16 protein-coding genes and 2 tRNA genes are annotated in these 21217 nt (G+C 44.6%); 12 read left to right on the forward strand and 6 right to left on the reverse strand.

From position 1 onward, the window contains the following. Positions 1–2253, forward strand: a complete 2253-nt coding sequence (gene rnr / locus G9X63_RS05790) for a ribonuclease R (protein WP_252621831.1) — start codon at positions 1–3, stop codon at positions 2251–2253. Between the two features lie 215 nt (positions 2254–2468). On the opposite strand, the gene G9X63_RS05795 is transcribed toward rnr, so the two are convergent. From G9X63_RS05795 to G9X63_RS05815, 5 genes are all read right to left on the reverse strand, one after another. Then, the gene (locus tag G9X63_RS05795; protein ID WP_252621833.1) at positions 2469–3653 is read right to left on the reverse strand and encodes an ATP-binding protein; all 1185 of its coding nucleotides are present in this window, start codon (positions 3651–3653) and stop codon (positions 2469–2471) included. Beyond that, positions 3654–3983: an AlbA family DNA-binding domain-containing protein gene (locus tag G9X63_RS05800; protein WP_252621836.1), complete on the reverse strand. Its 330-nt coding sequence runs from the start codon at positions 3981–3983 to the stop codon at positions 3654–3656. It abuts the gene before it with no gap. Positions 3984–4172: 189 nt separating this feature from the next. After that, positions 4173–5066: an aldo/keto reductase gene (locus G9X63_RS05805; protein ID WP_252621840.1), complete on the reverse strand. Its 894-nt coding sequence runs from the start codon at positions 5064–5066 to the stop codon at positions 4173–4175. Next, positions 5063–5572 (reverse strand): D-glycero-alpha-D-manno-heptose-1,7-bisphosphate 7-phosphatase, encoded by a 510-nt coding sequence (locus G9X63_RS05810; protein WP_130895504.1) that lies wholly within the window; start codon positions 5570–5572, stop codon positions 5063–5065. Before G9X63_RS05810 ends, G9X63_RS05805 begins: the two co-directional genes overlap by 4 nt. 11 nt (positions 5573–5583) lie before the next feature. After that, entirely contained in the window at positions 5584–6021 is a 438-nt protein-coding gene (locus G9X63_RS05815; RefSeq protein WP_130922547.1) for a hypothetical protein, read from the reverse strand. 108 nt (positions 6022–6129) lie between these two features. On the opposite strand from G9X63_RS05815, the gene G9X63_RS05820 reads away from it, so the two are divergent. The 7 genes from G9X63_RS05820 to tgt all read left to right on the forward strand — a co-directional run bounded on the left by G9X63_RS05820 (position 6130) and on the right by tgt (position 15836). Continuing rightward, positions 6130–6528 carry a DUF983 domain-containing protein gene (locus G9X63_RS05820; protein ID WP_252621842.1) on the forward strand — a complete coding sequence of 133 codons (399 nt, stop codon included), beginning with the start codon at positions 6130–6132 and terminating at the stop codon, positions 6526–6528. Further along, the gene (locus G9X63_RS05825) at positions 6515–7585 is read left to right on the forward strand and encodes an LptF/LptG family permease (RefSeq protein ID WP_252621844.1); all 1071 of its coding nucleotides are present in this window, start codon (positions 6515–6517) and stop codon (positions 7583–7585) included. The genes G9X63_RS05820 and G9X63_RS05825 overlap by 14 nt, the downstream gene beginning before the upstream one ends. A 2-nt stretch (positions 7586–7587) precedes the next feature. Next, positions 7588–8469: a DMT family transporter gene (locus tag G9X63_RS05830; RefSeq protein WP_252621846.1), complete on the forward strand. Its 882-nt coding sequence runs from the start codon at positions 7588–7590 to the stop codon at positions 8467–8469. 344 nt (positions 8470–8813) lie between these two features. Next, positions 8814–9641 (forward strand): sugar phosphate isomerase/epimerase family protein, encoded by an 828-nt coding sequence (locus G9X63_RS05835; RefSeq protein WP_252621849.1) that lies wholly within the window; start codon positions 8814–8816, stop codon positions 9639–9641. 43 nt (positions 9642–9684) lie between these two features. Further along, a complete protein-coding gene (locus G9X63_RS05840; protein ID WP_252621850.1) occupies positions 9685–10797 on the forward strand; it encodes a Gfo/Idh/MocA family protein in 1113 nt (370 codons plus the stop codon). A 3-nt stretch (positions 10798–10800) separates the two neighbouring features. Continuing rightward, positions 10801–14406, forward strand: coding sequence for a PVC-type heme-binding CxxCH protein (locus G9X63_RS05845; RefSeq protein WP_252621852.1), 3606 nt, complete (start codon positions 10801–10803; stop codon positions 14404–14406). Between the two features lie 296 nt (positions 14407–14702). After that, a complete protein-coding gene (gene tgt, locus G9X63_RS05850) occupies positions 14703–15836 on the forward strand; it encodes a tRNA guanosine(34) transglycosylase Tgt (RefSeq protein WP_130895498.1) in 1134 nt (377 codons plus the stop codon). Between the two features lie 26 nt (positions 15837–15862). Here tgt and G9X63_RS05855 read toward each other — a convergent pair whose 3' ends face one another. Further along, complete coding sequence (locus G9X63_RS05855; RefSeq protein ID WP_130895497.1) at positions 15863–16333, reverse strand: Lrp/AsnC family transcriptional regulator; 471 nt, start codon at positions 16331–16333, stop codon at positions 15863–15865. 98 nt (positions 16334–16431) lie between these two features. Between G9X63_RS05855 and G9X63_RS05860 the strand changes: the two genes are divergently transcribed. The 4 genes from G9X63_RS05860 to G9X63_RS05875 all read left to right on the forward strand — a co-directional run bounded on the left by G9X63_RS05860 (position 16432) and on the right by G9X63_RS05875 (position 21147). Next, positions 16432–16504 (forward strand) — tRNA-Gly (locus G9X63_RS05860). Between the two features lie 43 nt (positions 16505–16547). After that, positions 16548–16633, forward strand: a tRNA-Leu gene (locus G9X63_RS05865). A 132-nt stretch (positions 16634–16765) separates the two neighbouring features. Next, on the forward strand, positions 16766–17926 hold the full coding sequence (locus G9X63_RS05870) for a helix-turn-helix domain-containing protein (protein ID WP_252621854.1): 1161 nt from the start codon (positions 16766–16768) through the stop codon (positions 17924–17926). A 140-nt stretch (positions 17927–18066) separates the two neighbouring features. Then, positions 18067–21147 (forward strand): beta strand repeat-containing protein, encoded by a 3081-nt coding sequence (locus G9X63_RS05875; RefSeq protein WP_252621857.1) that lies wholly within the window; start codon positions 18067–18069, stop codon positions 21145–21147. The last annotated feature ends 70 nt before the right edge of the window (positions 21148–21217 follow it).

The raw sequence follows: 21217 nt of genomic DNA on the forward strand, positions 1-21217 counted from the left end.
ATGCCTTCTCCTAAGGAACTGAAATTTTTGAGCGGCTTAAAAGCTGAAATATTGGAGTTTTTTGAATTAAACGACTATCGTTCGTATTCTTTGAACCAATTACACAAGGCTTTTGCCATCCGCGATCGCAAGACGAAGGAGATTTATTCTGACCTTGTCGCTAAGTTGATTGCTGAAAACCGCTTGATTAAGAATGAGGAGGGAAATATTCGTTTTGACAATGAATCTTTCCAGGTGACAGGACGCGTGGATCACGTGAATGCGCGTTTTGCCTTTGTGATTCCGGAAGATGGGGCGAAGGATATTTGGGTGGCTACAGCGGATTTAAATAATGCCAAAGACGGGGATAAAGTCATCGTCCAAGCGCGTCGCCCATCAGAAAAAAGAAAAAATGACCGCCCGGAAGGAGAGGTCGTACAGATATTGGAACGTCGTTCCGCTGAGTTAGTAGGCGTCATCCAAGTGACTCCGCACTACTCGTTTTTAATCCCTGATTCGAAGAAAATTTACGAAGATGTCTATTTGCCTAAGTTCGAAATCAAGGACGCAAAGCACCTAGACAAAGTGATCGTAGAAGTAACTCGCTGGGGAACAGACGGTAAAAAGGCCGAAGGTCGTGTCATCAAAGTGCTCGGTAAAGCCGGAGAGAACGATACAGAAATGCACTCGATTTTAGCGGAATACGGCTTGCCATACGACTTCCCAGAAGAAGTTGAAAAGGCCGCTGCCTCGATCTTAGTGCAGATTCCTGCCACCGAAATCAAGAAGCGAAAGGACATGCGCAACGTATTAACTTTCACGATCGACCCGATCGATGCGAAAGATTTTGACGATGCCATCTCTTACCAAAAACTAAAGAACGGCAACACCGAAATCGGTGTCCACATCGCGGACGTTTCTCACTACGTGAAACCCGGAAGTGTACTCGATATCGAGGCCTATAAGCGTGCTACTTCGGTTTACTTAGTGGATCGTGTAGTTCCTATGTTGCCAGAAAAACTATCGAACGGACTTTGTTCCCTTCGTCCAAACGAAGATAAACTAACCTTCTCCGCCGTTTTCGAACTAGACGCGAACGACACGATTGTGAAAGAGTGGTTTGGCCGCACGGTTATTCACTCAGACCGCCGTTTCGCTTACGAGCAGGCGCAAGAATTAATCGAAAATGATTCCGAGGACAGCTATGTGCCCGTTATTCGGGATTTGAATCGCATTGCGAAAAGTTACCGCGCTAGACGTTTCGAGCACGGCTCCGTGAACTTCGAAACAGCCGAAGTCCGCTTTGAATTAGACGCGGATGGCAAGCCTACCGGCGTTTTTCCACGCGAGCGGAAGGATGCGCACAAGTTGATTGAGGAGTTTATGCTTTTGGCTAACAAAAGAGTCGCTGAATTCGTCTTCAACAAGAAAAAAGACGAACCTCGCAATACCATGGTGTACCGTATCCACGAAGCACCCGATCCGGAAAAATTGCAGGTATTCTCGTCGTTCGCGAAGAAATTTGGCTACCAAGTAACGACTGATCCACAGCACGTCAGCAAATCGTTCAATGCCTTGATGGAAAACATCGAGGGCAAGGGCGAGGAGCATGTCTTGCAGAGTTTAGCGGTGCGTACGATGTCTAAAGCCCGTTATAGCACCGATCCTGTCGGTCACTTCGGCCTTGCGTTCCCGTTCTATTCACACTTCACCAGCCCGATCCGTCGTTACCCAGACGTGATGACGCATCGCCTGTTGCAACATTATTTAGACGGCGGCACTCCAGCGGAGCGCGCCCCATTAGAGATCCAATGTAAGCACAGCTCAGATCGCGAAAAACTCGCTTCTGATGCGGAACGCGCTTCCATCAAGTACAAGCAAGTGGAATATATGAGCTTGCACGAACCACAAATTTTCGACGGTATCATCACGGGTGTAACCGAGTTTGGAATCTTCGTAGAGATCGGAGAAACTTCATGCGAAGGCCTTGTGCGTATGGTCGACTTGAATGATGACTTCTACGATTTAGATAAAAACAATTACCGCATCGTGGGTAAATCGAATGGCCGTGTCTTCACCTTTGGAGATAAGGTTCAGGTGAAAGTCCGCGACACGAACTTAGCGAAACGCACGATCGACCTCGAATTAATAGGTATGCGCTCTGGCCTAGTAGGCAAATTCGCGAATAACCGTTCTCGTAAGAGAGAAGCGCCGAGGGGCGGAAGAGTGATTCCGAAAGGCAAGGAGCGAGGTAGACGTACTGGGAGGAGATAATTTTTTTGTATTCGGTCTCAATTTGTGCTTTGCAATAAATTATAGACCGAATACAAAATAATTCTCTCTCTCTTATAATAGGCGTAGACTTAGAATCAAAAAAGGCTTCATTTCTGAAGCCTTTTTTGATGAACTCAGTAAAATCTTGAAGTTCCATTTTGGGACCTCAAGATTCTGCCTATAATTAGTTCTTAGTTACTTTCTTAGTTACTTTCTTAGTTACTCTCTCTCTCAATAACGGTAATTCCGAAAAGAGTAATTACATACTTTTGATTCTTGTCTTTGGCATTGTTTTTGATAGTTAGCTCTAACCAGTTGTTTTGAATCATGGGTAGTACGCGAGTATTGTAATTTTTCGTTTGATTCGAAATTTTCAAATAGTTAAAAATTTCATTTCTCGACCTTGGTATTTTACAAAAAAGAAGTAATTGTTTTTGAAGTGGGTTAATAAGTGAAGCGTCGGGCTTTGAAATGGTCTTAATAAATGCAGAGTGAATTGGTATTTCAATTAAAAAGTGGCTTCTATCAGGGTCATTTGTGTCAAATTTTGGGGCTGGCGATCCATTTAAATGAAGCGCATTAAATATAGATGGAATACCTGTACCCCTCCCCTCCGTTAATTGCAATTCTTTTAAAAATTCACCAATTCTGCGATTTCTATAGCGCCTAGCACTTACTCGGCCTGATTCAAATTCCACTTTTTTGATAGATGCATTAACTCCATTAAAACTAATAACTTCCAATGAAGTAGGTAAAATTCGGACTTCTATTGGATCAATTAATTCATAGTTTCGATGATAGACTGCATTTGCAAGAGCCTCTTCAATAGCTGCATATGGATAATTTTCAAAGCGATCTGATTTTTCTCTGTCTTTGTATTTTATAACTTTAGTTTTGATGATATTTGTTTTGATGTAAGAGAGTACGTCAATCAATTGCTTTTGAATCGGTCCAGTAAAGGTTTTTTCTGTGTAAGGCTTTGTTAAGCCTTCGGGAAATTCAACAACTTCTATAATTGCCCCCTGAAAATACTTTTGCGGATTTTTGGAGAACATCAGTAGTCCAATATTTTTTGGAAATAGGTGCTCTGAAGAACCTTGAGATAAATTCATTGCGTTAGAGAGATCTGCTAGGGATATGGTCTCACTTTCAGTATATAGTTTACTTTTAATTTCCTCTAAATGCGCACACATCAGCGATTTATTTAAATCGTTTATCGAAGCAAACGTATTAACTCTATCATCAAATGGGATTTGTGCAGTTAATTGTATCAATTCAGTCTCTTGCTCCTTATTGGGAATAATAGAACTCGAACTAAAACGAATGCGGTAATTTGTTGTTTTATGATTTGCCAGAACATCGTCAGGGATCTTGTATGGCCTATTTGCTCCTGCGGGCACCTATATTATTAAAACGTATTTATTGTCAATTTTTTCTAAAGAAAGTTTAGGGTAATAGGATGGTTGCATTTGGTTACAATAACCAACTAATTCTTTTTCTACCTTTTCTAAAGTTCTAGGGTCAAATCCTATAATTGGTCGAAGCGGAATCCCCTCTTTTTCATCTATACCAACAAGGATGTAGCCGCTTCCTTCATTTTCGAAATCATTAGCGAATGCACAAATTGTTCGCATGATAGCTGTCGCATTCCATCCTCGTTTAAACTCCATACGGGATCCTTCGACAATTTTACCTGAAAGGAGAGAATCTATTGAGGTATGACTATTCATAGTGGTTAATTTGGATGAAAATAGCTAATATTTATCGGTCAGAGAAGTTTTGTGAAATTTTAAAACTGATAAATTTTGAAAAGAATAAACACTAAAAAAGAGGCCCCCTTTCGGAAGCCTCCATAACAATCTTTATTCTTTGTGCTTTATGCTCTATGCTTTAAATCTATACTCTCTACTCTATTATCTCTAATCTAAAACCGACTGCGTCGGTTTAGTCGTATTATACAACTCATACCAATCCTGGTGGTCCATCTCAATGTCGAATGCGTCCACGATGTTTTGAATACGCTTTTCCTCTAAGGTTCCGATTAATGGCAAGGCGCCTAATTTGATTAACCAAGCCACGGCAACCGATTCGATATTGCTATCGTATTTCGCGGCCATTTCGTTCAATTTCTTGCGCAATTTCAAGGCTTGCTCATCAGTGCCGTGCTCGATACGACCACCCGCTAATGGCGAAACCGCTAACGGGCGCATGTATTTTTGCTTGATGTAATCCACGATTCCGTTATCTAATGCGCTTGTGTTCAACAAGTTCAAATCGATGTGGTTAGAAACCACTGGGATGTTCAGGAAGGAAACTAATAATTGGTGTTGGTAAACCGAGAAGTTCGAAACACCGATGTTTTTCACTTTTCCGGAGCTTTTTAATTTTTCGAGCGCCAAAGCCGTCGTTTCAATATCCGACAATGGATCCAATTGATCTAATAAAAACACGTCCAAATAGTCCGTTTGCAAGTTGCGAAGCGAGTTTTCTACAGACGCCGTGATGTGGGCTGCTGACGTATTCACGTGTGCTACGCGGATGTCTGGTCTGGCAGGGGATGGAATGTTAACTCCACATTTGGAGAACAAAACGATGTCAGAACGCTGGATGGATTTTTTTGCTAAAAGCTCTCCAAAAGTCTTCTCCGCCGTGTATTCGCCATACCGATCCGAATGATCAAAGGTGTTGATTCCTTTGTCGAGACAGAAATGTACGATTTCGTCCATTTTTTTGTCTTCTTTTTCCCAACGCCAAAAGCCGTAGATGGCTGGTGAAACTTTGGGGCCTGCATCACTTAAGTATACTTTTTTCATCCTACAATTATTTTAGAAGCGGCTAATAAATCATTCACTAAATGGGTGGCTTTGGTTTCCGTTCCCGCGGGTGCTAATCGAATGGTCCGTAAACCTGCGCGCGTTCCAGCGGTAATATCGCGTTCATGGTCGCCCACCATCCAAGAGGCATCCATATCGATGTCGTATTTCGCGGCGGCCTTCTCGATCATCAATGATCCAGGTTTGCGCGTCAGCGAATGACTGTCAAAATTCTCGTGGTAAGGGCAGAAGTAGATGTCATCTAATTTCACACCCGTTCCCTCTTGGATCGCGTCGTGAATTAAGTACACGTCTTCACGTTTGTAAACGCCTTTTGCGATACCGCTTTGGTTTGTAATAATAATCAACAAATAGCCTGCGTCCTTCAAAGCCTGTAAGCCTTCCTTCACGCCGGGTGGGATCACAAAGTGGCCTAAATGGTACACGTAATCCACGCGATCCACATTTAGAACGCCATCGCGATCTAAAAAAATACACTTATTCATTCAATGCTAATTTAGGCAAATAAAGCAGCCAAGCGGCTCCAAGGGATACGGCTTAAAATCAAAACTAGACCAAGGCCGTTCAACAACCACATGTTTTTGAACTTCGCGGCATCAGTGATGGCTTTTTTATTTTTGGCATTCACCACCGTCGCTAAAACGATCGCGATAATGTTAACCGTAACGTGTTCTACTAGGATTAAGCGAGTCGCTGAATCTTTCATAGCCGCTCCAAAATCAGCAAAAGCAGCCGTCGTAACCGGGCTAAGCGCTAGATAAAGGACTAATCCGATCAATAATTGCGTGTGCAAGGAGATCATGTAAAACAAGCCTACTTTGCGATCAGCTTCTGTGAAAGTTTTGCCTGTCAAGCCTTTGAAAATAGATAAAATTCCTAGGGCTAAAACCACTAGAAACAAGATCGAGTGAATGGTAACGAAAGTTGAATACATAAGAGTGTGTTTAATTTTAGCAAAGATACAAAAAGCCTCCGTAACGTGACCTTTGTTACGTTTAATCGTCTAATTTTCTTTACCTTTGGCCATATTTTACCCGATTCTATGTCAAATCCTAGTAAACTAACGGCGATGATTAACGCCCGCTGTCCTCACTGCCACGAAGGTCGTTTGTTCAAATACAAGTGGTGGAATGTCTTCAATTTCGCCCAAATGCACGAACACTGTCCATCCTGTGACGTTCGCTATGAAGTGGAGCCTGGTTTTTTCTATGGTGCGATGTACATCTCCTATGCGTTTACAGTGGGGATCATGTTAGTAGGGGGAATTTTGGTCTTTAATTTCCTAAACGATCCTCCGGCAGAGGGCTACGTGGTGCCTATCACGACCGTTTCCCTGCTGTTAGTGCCGGCAAATTTTAGGACAGCTCGTGTATTATTTATACATTGGTTCTCTGGTTTAAAATACGACCCAAGCGCTGCTTCTAAGCATGAAAATTCTTGATTATTACATTTTAAAGAAATTTCTGAAGACCTACGTTTTCGCCGTTTTCATCATCGTTCTTATCGTGATGGTGATCGACTACACGGAGAAAATCGATGATTTCATTCGCAAAGAGGCGCCTTTACGAGAGATTCTTTTGGATTATTATTTGAATTTCATTCCCTATTGGGCCTCGTATATTAGTCCGTTGATGGTCTTTATCGCGACCGTTTTCTTTACCGCAAATCTTGCGGCAAAGACGGAAATTATTGCCATTCTGAGTTCTGGTGTAAGCTTTACTCGCTTGATGCGTCCTTATTTAATCGGCTCAGGCATCTTAGCGATTGGGACCTTTTTTATGATCGGTTGGGTAGTGCCAAACGCGAACAAGATTCGTGTTCCTTTCGAGCATAAGTACATCAATAACACCTATTATTTCGACAAACGTGACGTCCATATTAAGATAGGTCCGGAGACCTATGCGTATTTAGAAACCTACGATAATACGACGAATACGGGCTATCGCTTCAGTTTAGAGCGTATTGTGGGGACGGAAATTCAACAGAAATTGATGTCGGATCGCATCACCTGGGACTCGACTTCGAAGAAGTGGACGATTCATGATTACCGCATTCGGACGACAGGTGCGACCTCGTTACAGTTTGGAACGAAGATCGATACGACGCTTAATTTGTTTCCCAAAGACTTCGAGAACAAGCACTTATTACACGAAACCTTTACCCTTCCAGAGCTAAATCGCCACATTGACTTAGTGCAATCGCGCGGTGCGGATGGGATCGAAGTCTTCCAAATCGAGAAATACCTTCGCTTCGCCAATCCCTTTTCGGTCATGATTTTGACCATCATCGGCTTCTTGGTTTCGGCCCGAAAAGCACGAGGCGGCGTTGGATTCCAGATTGCGCTGGGCTTTAGTTTGGCCTTCATCTATATCCTCTTCTTTATGATGAGCAAGGGAATCGCGGAAGGAGGGGGAATGCCTCCGTTGTTAGCGGTTTGGCTGCCTAATATCGTGTTCTCCGCCGTGGGTGTGGGACTTTATTATACGATTCCGCGCTAAAGATGAGACAGGCACCTCAGCTTCTCGATTATTTTAAGATACATTTTATTGTCATTTTGTATGCGTTTACCGCTATTCTGGGGAACGCGACAGAGGCGAATGCGTTAACGATTGTGTTCTTTCGTTGCGTGATTGCGGCGGCCGGATTAGGTCTGATGTTAGCGGCTTCGAAAAAGTCCTTTCAGGTTCCTGCTTCGGTTTTAAAGATCTGGTTGTTGAATGGTGCGTTTGTGGCACTTCACTGGTTGTTGTTTTTCGGGGCTGCCAAAGTCTCTACAGTCGCCATGTGCCTCGCCGGTCTTTCTACCCAGACCTTTTGGACCTCTATTTTAGAGCCCATCGCGAAGAAAAAACCGATTGCGAAGATTGAAGTCTTTCTCGGAATCCTAGTCGTGATTGCCCTAGGTATTATTTTTTCGGTCGAACCGGGTCAATGGATTGGTTTGGTGATGGGCATTGGAGCTGGATTTTTCGGCGCACTTTTTTCTGTCATTAACGGAAATTATACCCACACCCACGACCCTAAATTGATCACTGTTTACGAGATGGTGGCGGCTGGATTTATCACCGGTGCCGTCTGGTTGAGCGGTCTTCTTGGCGGTTCGCCTGGTTTCGTTCCGGTCGGGCTGGATTGGCTTTGGATTGGGATTTTGGCCGTTGTTTGCACCGTTTACGCTTATACCGAAACCATCCATTTGTACAAGGTTTTCTCCGTTTTTTCGATCAATCTCGTGATCACGCTCGAACCCGTCTATGGGATTTTGTTGGCGGTCTTTATTTTTGGCCAAAAAGAAGTCATGCAACCCGCCTTCTACTGGGGAACGAGTTTGCTAGTGCTGACGGTGATGGTGCATCCTTTTTTGTCGCGACGTCCTGCGGACTGAGTCGGCACTGCTGCGCAGCGATGTCGTTTAGTCGTCTACGCCTTAGTCGCTGCTTTGCAGCTTGGTCATCGCTGCGCGATTTAGTCGGCTTCGGCTCAGTCTATGTTGTTCATTCCGGGTAGATTTCTTCAATTATTTCTTTTATATTTAGCTGTTAAAGTGTTTTGACTAAGTGACGTAGTCACGACTAAGCTGCGAAGCAGCGACTAAATCGCGTAGCGATGACCTCGCGACATTGTCGCGAAATGACTAAATCGCGCAGCGATGACTAAGCCGAAGGCGACTTTTTGACTAAGCGACAAAGTCGCGACTAAGCTGCGAAGCAGCGACTAATGACTAAACCTATGAACCCAATCGCCATGAATCTGCTCGTTTACGGGCCAGATATGAATGATTCTGTATTATCAGAGCTTGCCTTTATTCAAGAGGTGGGTTATCAAGGCGTTGAAATTCCGGTATTTAATGTTGATTTAGCGCATTGGTCTGCTTGGAAAAAGGAGGTCGATCGACTGGGCTTACAACCTTTTGCCTGTGCGATTGCAGGGCCTGCGGAGAATTTGATTTCGCCAGATCCAGCGGTTAGAGCGGCGGGTATTGCGTATTTGAAAGGAGCGGTAGATGTGGCGGCTTATTTAGGGGCGCCGTATTTGTCTGGGCCTTTTCATTCAGCGCTCGGTGTTTTTACAGGGGCCAAAGCCACCCAGCAAGAAATCGACTGGTCCATCGCCGGCATCCGTGAAGTGGCAGATCACGCGGCCACGAAGAATATTACCCTTTGTTTAGAATATTTGAACCGTTTCGAGAGTTATTTGGTCTCGTGTGCAGATGAATTATATGCCTTAGTCGAGCAGATTAATCACCCCTATGTAGAGATTATGTTTGACACGTTCCACGCGAATATCGAGGAAGTGAGTACGGCAGATGCGATTCGACGGATTGCGAAGCGGACGCCGCACATTCAATTGTCGGAGAGTACGCGGGGGATTTTGGGAGAAGGTCAGGTGAATTGGCCGTCTGTATTGCAGTCTATTAAGGACGTAAATTATTCCGGCTGGTTCGTGGTAGAGGCCTTTAGCGAGAAATTACCGGCGGCCCATATTTGGCGAAAAATGTTTAATTCAGAGCGCGAGCTTGTGGATAAATCTTTCAAATTTATCCATGGTAAATGGTAAGTGGTGAATGGTAAATGTTGGTTGAATTGAAATCTTTTAAACTATGAAAAAATATAACGTTGCGATTGTCGGACTAGGTTTCGGCGCAGAATTTATTCCTATTTATTTGAAGCATCCGTTGGCGAATATGTATGCGATTTGCCAAAGAAATGAAGAAAAACTCAACTCCATCGGGGATGCTTATGGGATCGAGACACGTTACACGGATTTTGAGAAGCTAATCCAAGACCCGAATGTAGATGTCGTTCACATCAATTCTCCTATCCATTTGCACGCAGAACAGACGCTTAAAGCGCTGAATGCGGGCAAACACGTGGCTTGTACGGTGCCTATGGCGACGACCGTGGAGGAGTGCAAGGCGATCGTGGAGGCGAGCAAGCGCATGGGCAAGAAATACATGATGATGGAGACCGTGGTCTATGCGCGCGAGTTTTTATACATCAAAGAATTATACGAAAAGGGCGAGCTAGGCAAGATTCAATTCTTGAAAGCGTCGCACCAACAAGATATGGACGGGTGGCCAGATTATTGGCCAGGCTTGCCTCCTATGCACTATGCGACACACTGCGTAGGTCCGGTGGCTGGATTGTTGCGTTTAGAAGCGGAATATGTTTCTTGCTTCGGATCGGGTACGATTCGCGAAGAATTAATCCAGCATTATAACTCTCCATTTGCGGTAGAATCAGCGCACATTAAGTTCCGTGATTCGGATTTGAGCGCGATGGTGTACCGTTCACTTTTCGATGTGGCGCGTCAATACCGCGAGAGTTTTGAGGTCTATGGATCGAAGAAATCGGTGGAATGGCCTCTAATTGAAGGCGAAGAATTAGTGGTGCACACGGCGAAAAAACCGGAGCCAGAGATTCCTTCTAAGGTGCCTACACCGGATTTCGCCCATTATTTGCCGGAAGAAATTCAACGTTTCACGACCAAAGGCGTGTACGACGAAGATGAAAACACCCACCTTTCGTTTACGCAAGGAGGGGGACACGGTGGTTCACACCCCCATTTGGTGAACGAATTCTTGCAGGCTTTGGCCGCAGATCGCGATCCATTCCCGAATGCACCGCAGTCCGCTAACTGGACTTCGGTAGGTATATTAGCTCACGAATCTGCTCTTCAAGGCGGAAAAATCATTGAAATTCCTAAATTCTAAGCCATGCGTTTTCTCTTATTTGCTGCGGCACTCTTGTTTCAATTTTCGGTTTCGGCTGCTCCTGGCAGACGCCTCGAATTATTGTTTTTAGGCGATAAAGGCCACCACAAGCCCTTTGACAGATATCCTGCATTGCAATCCGCAGTGGGAATCAAGGGGATGAATATCACCTACACGGAATCCTTGAAGGATTTGAATGAGGCTTATTTGAATAAATTCGATGCCTTGGTGATCTATGCGAACCACGATTCGATCGCAGCACCGCAGGAGAAAGCGCTCTTGAATTATGTGGCTTCGGGTCACGGTTTAGTGGCGATTCATTGTGCGTCGTTCAACTTCCGGAATTCGAAGGAATTTGTGAAGATGGTGGGTGGTCAGTTTTGGCGTCATGGGATGGATTCGATCCGCGTGAAAAACGAGGCGAACACCTACGTGAAGATCAAGACGGTCGATGAGACCTATTTGCACAGCCAATTGCAGCCGGATAACCAGATTTGGCAATCTAGAATTCTAGGACCTGAGCAGGCCAAAGATAAGCCAGGTGCCACCACCGAACCTTACACTTGGACGCGTACCTACGGAAAAGGAAATGTGTTTTACACAGCTTATGGTCACGACGAGCGTACTTGGGAAACGGAAGGATTTCAGGATCTAGTGACAAAAGGAATTTTGCATGCTGTAGGAGCAGAGAAAAGAGCCTTATTAACGGCATTGAACATCCCGGTTTTGAAATACCGCGAAGCGAAATTGCCTAACTACGAGAAACGCGAAGGCGCTCAATTACAGCAATTACCTTTAAGTCCAGAGGAATCGGTGAAGTTTATTCAGGTTCCGGTGGACTTTAATTTGCAAGTTTTCGCTTCTGAACCGAACGTGATGCACCCCATCGCAATGGCTTGGGATGAGCGCGGACGTTTATACGTGTTGATCACGAAAGACTATCCAAACGAACGTAAAGAAACGGGTGGAAGCGATTACATCTTATTGTGCGAAGACACGAACAAAGATGGAAAGGCAGATAAATTCACGAAATGGGCGGAAGGCCTGAGCATTCCTACGGGGATGGTATTCGCGAATGGCGGCTTGATTATTTCCCAAGCGCCGCACATGATCTTGTTGAAAGATACCAATGGCGATGATGTAGCGGATGAGAAGAAGATTTTATTCACCGGTTTTGGAACAGGTGATACCCATGCGGGACCGTCGAATTTGCATTATGGATTCGATAACTGGATCTGGGGTTGCGTAGGTTATTCCGGTTATAAGGGCAAAGTGGGAGCGGATTCGCTTCAATTTGCGCAGGCATTCTTCCGCTTTAAGCCAGATGGTTCGAAGATGGAACACATGACAACGACTTCGAATAATACCTGGGGCTTCGACTTCAACGAGGCAGGCGATGTGTTCGGTTCGACGGCAAATAACGCGCACGGCTGGTATATGGCCATTCCGCACCGCACTATTTGGCATGCACCTATGACCTTGAATGGTTCCAAAAATACGGATACGCACAAGGACATGCGGACGATCACGAAGAAAGTGCGTCAGGTCGATGTTTTTGGCGGATTTACAGCAGCGGCAGGACATAATTTCTATTCCGCTCGTTCGTTCCCGAAAGAATATTGGAACCAAATCGCTTTCGTTTCAGAACCAACAGGTCACGTGATTCACCAGAATCGCCAAGTGCCGACGGGCTCTGATTTCAATGACAAAGAAGCCTTCAATTTCTTAGCTGGGGCTGACGAATGGGTATCTCCCGTTTTTGCGCAAGTGGGTCCGGATGGAGCTGTTTGGGTAGCGGACTGGTATTCTTACATCATTCAACACAACCCGGTTCCGCAAGGATTCAAGAACGGTGGTGGTAATGCGTATGACACGGATTTACGTGATTTCACCCACGGTCGTATTTACCGTGTGGGCTATAATAAGGCGCCAGAATACACGCCAGTTTCTTTGAAAACGCCGGCGGAATGTGTGGCGGCTTTGAGTCATTCGAACTTGTTTTGGCGTTTACAAGCGCAGCGTTTATTAGTGGAACGCGGAAATAAAGACGTGGTTCCGGCTTTGGTAGCGCTTTTAGGTTCTGCCAAAACCGATGAAATCGGTCTCGCTCCAGGCGCCATCCACGCGCTTAGAACCTTAGAAGGCTTAGGCGTTTTACCCATGGACGCTTTAGCTCGTGCCATGAAGCATTCATCGGCAGCGGTGCGCAAGCAAGCGGTGCAGGTATTGCCACGCACGGCGGCTTCGGCGAAATTGATTTTGGACAAAAAAATGCTGAACGACAAAGACTCCTTAGTCGTATTACATTCCATTTTGGCTTTAATCGAATCTCCGTCATCTCCTGCGGTAGAAGCGGCGATGGCGCGTAAAATTGCGGTTTCTGCTAAAACAACGGATCGCTGGATCCCAGATGCTTTAGCAGCTTATGTCATGGCAGGTGGTTCTGCACGTCGTGCGGCGTTCATTGCTAAACAAGGCGCTCAATCAAGCGCGGTGGTAGCAGAGAAATTAGCGAAGGAAGCGAAAAACCCAACGACAGCTGGCACAGAATCAGGCCTCGACCTAGTCGTGGAGGAAGTTCAAATTAAAGGCGGAAACTTCCGCTTACGTGAAGGCGCTAGTTTCGTGATCCGCGTGAAAAACAGAGGCGATAAAGCCTTGCCAAAAGGCACCCCACTTCCTTTAACCGTCAAAATCGAAGGAATGGGCCGTCGTACCGATTTGGAATCCTACACGTTTACAGACGGAGCGGCTCCAGGCGAAACGGTTTCTGTCGTAAAGAATAACAACGGTCCTTGGACAGGAAACCTAGGCTGGACGGCAGACGAAGCAGGTAATTACGTGATGGAAATTGCCTTAGACACGAAAGCCGTTTTAGGCGAGTCGAATCGCAACAATAATATCTTCAGACAACCGATCGTGGTTTCTTTACCAGCAGATTTAGGGTCGTATATCGTAGAGAAATCGTTCCGCGGAATGACTTCAGATGATTCAGCCAATGATATCGTCGCTCTATTGCGCTCGATCAAACAAGTGGCTAGCCCTACCATGGGTGCGGCTTTGAAAGGTGCTTCAGCGACTTGGAATGCAAAACGTGCGGCAGATTTATCAGCTGAAAATTCAGACTTCCTAAAAGGTTTAGGAAAGCAATTGCGTCCGCAGGATGTGGAGGCATATGAGCGCTTGGCGGGTCTTTGGAAAGTAGAAATTCCAACTGCCGAAGTGAAAGGAATAGTCGTGAAACGTACGATTATGACGATCAAAGAAGCGATGAAATACAGCCCAGCGGAATTCACCGTTCCAGCAGGCGCGACGGTAGAGTTGATCTTCGAAAACGTCGATGCGATGCAACATAACTGGGTTTTAGGCGCTTTAGGTAGCCAAGAGAAAATCGGTTTAGCCGCAGACAAGATGATCACAGCTGCTGATGGTGCAGCGAAAAACTACATCCCAGCCATGCCAGAAGTGTTAGCCTACACTCCATTAGTGGAATCAGATGGCCGCGTGAAAGTGGTCTTCAAAGCACCAAGTGTTCCAGGTAATTACCCCTTCTTGTGTACGTTCCCAGGGCACTGGAGGATTATGAATGGCATTATGAAAGTTAATTAAAGCGGAAGCTTTAATTAACTTTCATGAGAGTAGAGATAAGAGAGTAGAGATTGTAGATTAGAAATCGGGATGTTTTTAAATATCTCTGCTCTTTACTCTATAATCTCTTATCTGTTTCAAAGCACAAAGAGCAAAGCAAAAAGCACAAAGTTGGATGTTGCTTCGCAACGATTCGTGAAATGTTTTTTGACAAAGCTGCGCAGCAGCGACTAAGCCACGAAGTGGCGACCTGTTGACTAAGCTGCGCAGCAGCGACTTCAGCTGCTCACAAGAAAATTCTTTTGTACCTTTGTGACATGAAATTCTCAATAAGCCACACGGATCCTAGCTCGAAAGCGCGCGCAGGTGAAATAACGACAGATCACGGGACGATTCAAACGCCCATTTTTATGCCTGTAGGCACTGCAGGGACCGTTAAAGGCGTTCATATTTCAGAATTAACTGATCCCATTAAGGCCCAAATTATCCTGGGAAATACCTACCATCTGTACTTGCGTCCCGGTTTAGAGGTCATCGAAAAGGCAGGGGGATTGCATAAATTCAATGGCTGGCAGGGACCTATTTTGACGGACTCGGGAGGATATCAAGTGTATTCTTTGGCAGGAACAGGACGAAAAATTCAGGAAGAAGGGGTCAAATTCAAATCACATATAGACGGTAGTATTCACTATTTCACGCCGGAAGGGGTGATGGATATTCAGCGCACGATCGGGGCGGATATTATGATGGCTTTCGACGAATGCACGCCGTACCCATGTACCTACGAATACGCGCGCAAATCGATGGACATGACTCACCGTTGGCTTGATCGTTGCATCAAGCGTTTTGACGAAACAGATCCAAAATACGGTTACAATCAGACCTTATTTCCCATTGTTCAGGGCAGTGTTTACTCCGATTTACGGAAAGTTTCGGCGGAATATATCGCGTCCAAAGGGGCTTTCGGTAACGCCATCGGTGGTTTATCCGTGGGCGAGCCAGTCGAAGATATGTACGCGATGGCGGATGAGGTGACGGATATTTTGCCCAAAGACAAACCGCGCTACTTAATGGGCGTAGGAACTCCGGCGAATATTTTGGAAGGAATTGCGCTCGGAATTGATATGTTCGATTGTGTAATGCCTACGAGAAATGCCCGCAACGGGATGATTTTTACGACGCAGGGAATTATCAATATCAAGAATAAGAAATGGGAATCAGACTTCTCGGTCATCGATCCACATTTCGTGAATGAGGTACACGGTCAATACACGAAGTCTTACCTACGACACTTGGTTAGATGTGAGGAAATGTTAGGCGCCATGATTGCGAGTGTGTGTAACCTGCGCTTCTATCTGTGGATGGTGGGCGAGGCACGCAAGGAAATTCAAGCGGGAACTTTTACGGCTTGGAAAAACCGAATGATCCCGCAATTTATGCATCGGTTGTAAAGTTTCGCAATACGCGAAACGTTTGATCACGGAATAGGTAATACCTTACTTTCTTTGAATGAAGACAAGATCACCATGGTGGAAGTGGCAGCCACTTCTTCAATTTCATTGATTTTTTCGAGCATTAATTTCTGATAAGTTGAAATATCTTTCGAAATAATTTTCAACATAAAATCGCCAGAACCCGTCACGTGGTGGCACTCGATTACCTCTGGAATTTGGTTGATTTGCTTCACGAATGACTCCGTCACTTGCTTCTTGTGACCCGTCAAAGTTACCGTCACAAACGTGCTCACTCCTAAGCCTACTTTTTCTCTATCCACCTGAGCGTGATAGCTTTGGATAACCCCTAAAGTTTCTAATTTCTTTACACGTTCCAAAGTAGGAGCCGGGGAAAGACCAATCTCTTTCGATAATTGGGCGTTTGTGATCTTCGCGTTTTGCTGAAGAATTTCCAGTAATTTGTGATCAGTTTGGTCGAGTTTGTTGATGCTCATATTTTTTTCTAAAGTATAAATTTAGAGAATATTTTTACTAAAATTTGATTTCGACTTGCATAATTCAATAGGAGGCCGTATTTTTGCATCCACAAAACGCGAAAGTAGCTCAGCTGGTAGAGCGCGACCTTGCCAAGGTCGAGGTCGCGGGTTCGAACCCCGTCTTTCGCTCAAAACGAAAAAGCACCATCGGTGCTTTTAGTTTTACCAGGACGCTTGGGTGGTGGAACTGGTAGACACGCGGGACTTAAAATCCCGTGAGCCGTAACGCTCGTGTGGGTTCGATTCCCATCCCAAGTACAATTCAAGCGTCTGAAAAAGCCTTCCTTAACGGGAAGGCTTTTTTGTTTTCTGGCCCGGACTAAGCTGGATAACAAATTTCAAAAATATGCTTAACTTTCCGCTAACTAATTGTTCTAATAAAATTTAAGCGTGCTTCCTGCGATTTGTCTTCTCGGATTCTTAGGATCGATTCTTCTTTTGAAGTTTGCAGATAAGGTCAATCCCGCGAACCGCTATTTAGCGTATCATTTCTTTTTGAACGCCTTGTTTGGCATCGCCCATTGGGCCTCGGTTGTTTCAGACTCAGAAATTTTGCGTGCGATCTTCTCCGTTCATTATTTCCCTCTTTATCTGCTGAATACCCCTTTTCTGTATTTCTACGTCAGAGGTGTTTTGACAGATAAAGTCCAAATTAAAGGCTTGGATTATTTTCATTTCATGCCTTTTGGCATTGTACTGATCAATATTCTTCCCTTTGCGCTTCATTCTTGGGCATTTAAATTGGATTTTGCTTACCGCTTACATCAGGACTTCCGTACTATTTATGAGGTTCCATTTCCACTCATTTCTTTCCCTGTGTATTTTGTTTCTAGGTCGATTTTCTCCCTCATTTATATAGCGGTTTCGTCATATCTTGTGTGGCAGGCCATTCAAAAAAGACTTTTGGTAAAATCCCTGGTCCTAAAAAGATGGTTAATTACCTGTCTAGGTTTAGGGGCTATTTTTAATATATCCTTGTTAGCGTTCAGTTTTTATTCCTTGTGGCAAAATGATTTTGTGCTCATAATGGATGAGCAGGGCAGAGGCAGAACGGTTGCCACCATCTTTATGTCCGCACAAACCATCGTAATCTATTTTTTTCCCAAGATTTTATACGGTCTTCAATTGAATAGTGGCTCTCGTATGAGTGATGTGATTAAATTAAATGAAGAAATTTCGTCAGTCGCAAAGAGTTTAGATATTTCAAAGACTCGCTTAAAGCAAGTGGATAAACTGATGGAGGTTCATCTGTTGGAAAAAAAATATTTACAACCAGGATATTCCTTGTCGGATTTAGTTTCTGCTATTTCAATTCCGGAACACGTATTGACCTATTACTTTAATAATTACAAAGGCATTACGTTTTTAAAGTGGAAAAATCAGCTTCGGATTGAAGAGGCGGTCAATCTACTCAAGGCGGGCGAGGCAGAAACGAATACGTTAGAAAGTGTAGGGAAGGCCTGTGGCTATAAATCTCGCTCTAATTTCATTCAGGCTTTTAAAGCGCAAACGGGCGAGTCGCCTTCGGCTTATCTTAAAAAGCTTTTGTAAATATTTGACTCTTTTCGGGGTATCAAAACAACTCAAATTTTAATTTATCGTTTATTGATGGGTTTAAGTTCAACTTTGTGTCAGTTGTCATGGCTTAAATTGTGAGAGCTATTTTACTTTCATCCATCTGATCGATTATTATGAAAAAACTTTTACTCTTCCTTCTATTATTAGTATCAGTCGTAGCGAATGCCCAAAAAGGAATCTCCTACCAAGCCGTCGTTTTAGACCCAGCCTCCATCGAGCTTCCCGGATCTGACATTACAGGTCAACCGCTAGTGAATGGAAATGTCGCTGTAAAATTTGTCATCATTTCCGGAACGAATATCCAATTCGAAGAGGTGCAACAAACTAAAACGGATGCCTACGGCTTAGTCAATTTGACTATTGGATCTGTAGCAAGTACCATTTTCAATTCCTTGTCTTGGGATGCGAATCAAAAAACCTTACAAGTATTTGTTAGCTTCGATAACGGAGCCTCTTATACCAAAGTGTCTGACCAAAAATTAACCTATTCGCCTTATGCTTTATTTGCAGAAACGGCAGGGAAATTAAGTACGACCTTAGGGATTACTGGCGGCGGAACTGGCGCTACAACGGCAGTAGGCGCAAGAGCCAATTTAGGTTTAGGCAATGTGGATAATACGGCAGATGTTGATAAACCGATTTCAACAGCTACTCAGGCTGCACTGGACCAGAAAGCAAATGTGGCTGATGTGAATGCAGCACTAGACTTAAAAGCGAGTGCAGCGATGTTAGCAGCACACATGGCCATCACGGTAGATACTAGTATGCTTGCGACGAAGGCAGCGCTATCGGACTTAAACAGTTATGCGCCGATTGCTTCGCCTACGTTTACGGGCATCGCGAGAGCTGCGACGGCAAGTCCTAGGACGAATTCAACACAAATTGCGACGACTGCTTATGCTGATGCCGCTGTAGCAGCCGCAACAGCCTCATCTGGCGTTGCAGATAATTCAATCACAACAGCTAAAATTGCGAACAGTGCAGTGACGGATGCCAAAATTGCATCGGTAGCCGGGAATAAAATAACGGGTGTTGTTCCGATAGAAAGTGGAGGAACGGGCCAAAGATCCGTAGGAGACGTAAGAGGTGTTTTAGGTCTTTCAAGTAATAATGTCGCCATTGGCTCTCAAGCTGGAACGCCTAATCAAGGCGTTAATGCGAACACGATTGCTATTGGAGGTGGTGCAGGAAGAGGGAACCAAGGCGGAGGTTCTGTCGCTATTGGTTATGTTTCAGGAGACCAAAACCAAGGGGCTAATAGCGTTTCCATTGGTAGTAACACAGCTCAATCAGCTCAAGCAAGTCAAGCTGTTGCGCTAGGTTTTGCGGCAGGTCAATATGGACAAGGCCAAAATGCCGTAGCCATTGGATCATTTGCCGGAAACAATGCTCAAGTAGCTAATAGTATTGCATTGAACGCAACCGGAGCAAGTTTAAATCCGACCAATGCGGGTTTTTATGTCAATCCCATTCGCTCCACAACAGCCACATCGAATGTTTTGTATTATAATTCAACAACGAAAGAGGTCACTTCGGGAACGGCACCTTCAGGGACTTCAGGCACATCGATTACCGCCGGAACTATTTCAACCACTTCGAATCCGAATGGGCTAAGTATTACAGACGGGGTCTTGAATTTATCTCCCGCAAATGCTACTAACGGCGGTGTTGTTACGACCGGCTCCCAAACTTTTGCAGGGGCAAAAACCTTTAGCTCAGATCTTTCTATTAGTGGTAAATTAGGTCTAGGCACTGCTACCCCTAATGCAGAATCTTCGGTAGACATTGCGACCGCTTTACCCCTCATATTACCTAAAATGGATCAGTCGCAGGTTAATGCTATTTCAACACCTGTTGCTTCTATGCTACAATTTAATACCAGCTCTAAAAAGATGCAGGTATATAAGGAATCTATCGCGAGTACGTCCTCGGTTTTTGGAAATACTACACTCAGTAATGGAGCCACCTGTCTACGTGGAAGCGGGGAACTTTGGTTTCGCCCCACTATTTCAGGTACGATCACGCAAATTGAGTTAAATGCTTTTGGTGCTGGAGAGGTTGCTTCTATTGTCGTAAATTCAAACTATTCGGGGGCATCACCTTCGCCTGTTCTTTTGGGTACGTCTAACTCTCTTACAGCAGTAGATGGATGGAATACGTGGACATTTGCTACTCCAGTACCTGTTGTGGCTAATACAACGTATTTCATCACATCAACAGATGCCAATAGATGTTTAGGTGTCAGGTGGTCAAATTCTGGGGATGATACGACGACAGGGAATGTGAGTAATTATGGTTTTGGTAATCCCTTAGATTCCTACGATCCTGCTTCTAGAATTACGGTGGTAGTTCCAGCATCTAATGGTTGGGTTAACTTGCGGGATGACGTAGCGACGACAAATCTTAGCACTGAAGTAACGAATGTATTGCCTTTAGCAAATGGAGGAACCGGATCTTCAATTAAGAATTTTGTGGATTTATCCTCTACGCAAACGGTGGCGGGGACTAAATCATTCTCAGGAAATGTGGTAGTAGGAGCCCCATCAGGAACAGGATCTTCCGCTGCGCTAGAAGTGAAATCCACGACCCAAGGTTTATTGTTGCCTAGATTAACTACGACACAGCGCGATGCCATTGCTGCACCTTTAGCAGCTGGATTATTGATTTACAATTCTACAGCAGGTAAAGTACAAGTGTATGCCGAGGCAGAGGGAACGCCCGGTACTTTAGCGAAAGTAGGAACATCTCCTTCTGGTTTAGGAGTCAGCAATGATTATAATATTTGCTTGTCTTTCACCCCTAGTAGTAATTGGCGAATTAGTAGTGCCTCTGTAGGGGTCCAAAGTATTGCCGTAGCAGGGAACATGACCTTTTCCATCTATAGTGGAGTACCTGGAACCGGAATTCTATTAGGAGCCCAAACAGTAGCAACCTCTACTTTAAGTGGCGGGGTGCTTTCGTTTAATTTTATTAACCCGGTAGAAGTTCCGCAAGGAAATTGTTATTGGAAATTAACGGCGGATAATACAGCCTATATTTTCTTGCCTCAATTAGGCCAATTTAATGATGGGATAAATCAAAGCTTTACGGCCCTTCGAAATGACAATTCAATTATCGTGAATATCCCATCGTATAGTTTTCCGTTTTCGATGGCTTACACCCCTTTAATTGGTTCTTGGAATAACTTACACTAAAATAATTCTTCATCTACAAATCATGCGAAATCCTCTGCCTTGGCGGAGGATTTTTTGCGTCTAGAGCAAA

Source organism: Aquirufa antheringensis (assembly GCF_023921165.1).
Lineage (GTDB): Bacteria > Bacteroidota > Bacteroidia > Cytophagales > Spirosomataceae > Aquirufa > Aquirufa antheringensis.

What these genes read in the sequence shown, in the direction of transcription:
- G9X63_RS05810 (WP_130895504.1), bottom strand. Translation starts at nt 5,572, where the DNA reads ATGAATAAGTGTATTTTTTTAGATCGCGATGGCGTTCTAAATGTGGAT.
- G9X63_RS05835 (WP_252621849.1), top strand. Translation starts at nt 8,814, where the DNA reads ATGAACCCAATCGCCATGAATCTGCTCGTTTACGGGCCAGATATGAAT.
- G9X63_RS05820 (WP_252621842.1), top strand. Translation starts at nt 6,130, where the DNA reads ATGTCAAATCCTAGTAAACTAACGGCGATGATTAACGCCCGCTGTCCT.
- G9X63_RS05830 (WP_252621846.1), top strand. Translation starts at nt 7,588, where the DNA reads ATGAGACAGGCACCTCAGCTTCTCGATTATTTTAAGATACATTTTATT.
- G9X63_RS05845 (WP_252621852.1), top strand. Translation starts at nt 10,801, where the DNA reads ATGCGTTTTCTCTTATTTGCTGCGGCACTCTTGTTTCAATTTTCGGTT.
- G9X63_RS05805 (WP_252621840.1), bottom strand. Translation starts at nt 5,066, where the DNA reads ATGAAAAAAGTATACTTAAGTGATGCAGGCCCCAAAGTTTCACCAGCC.
- tgt (WP_130895498.1), top strand. Translation starts at nt 14,703, where the DNA reads ATGAAATTCTCAATAAGCCACACGGATCCTAGCTCGAAAGCGCGCGCA.
- G9X63_RS05875 (WP_252621857.1), top strand. Translation starts at nt 18,067, where the DNA reads ATGAAAAAACTTTTACTCTTCCTTCTATTATTAGTATCAGTCGTAGCG.
- G9X63_RS05855 (WP_130895497.1), bottom strand. Translation starts at nt 16,333, where the DNA reads ATGAGCATCAACAAACTCGACCAAACTGATCACAAATTACTGGAAATT.
- rnr (WP_252621831.1), top strand. Translation starts at nt 1, where the DNA reads ATGCCTTCTCCTAAGGAACTGAAATTTTTGAGCGGCTTAAAAGCTGAA.
- G9X63_RS05815 (WP_130922547.1), bottom strand. Translation starts at nt 6,021, where the DNA reads ATGTATTCAACTTTCGTTACCATTCACTCGATCTTGTTTCTAGTGGTT.
- G9X63_RS05840 (WP_252621850.1), top strand. Translation starts at nt 9,685, where the DNA reads ATGAAAAAATATAACGTTGCGATTGTCGGACTAGGTTTCGGCGCAGAA.
- G9X63_RS05825 (WP_252621844.1), top strand. Translation starts at nt 6,515, where the DNA reads ATGAAAATTCTTGATTATTACATTTTAAAGAAATTTCTGAAGACCTAC.
- G9X63_RS05800 (WP_252621836.1), bottom strand. Translation starts at nt 3,983, where the DNA reads ATGAATAGTCATACCTCAATAGATTCTCTCCTTTCAGGTAAAATTGTC.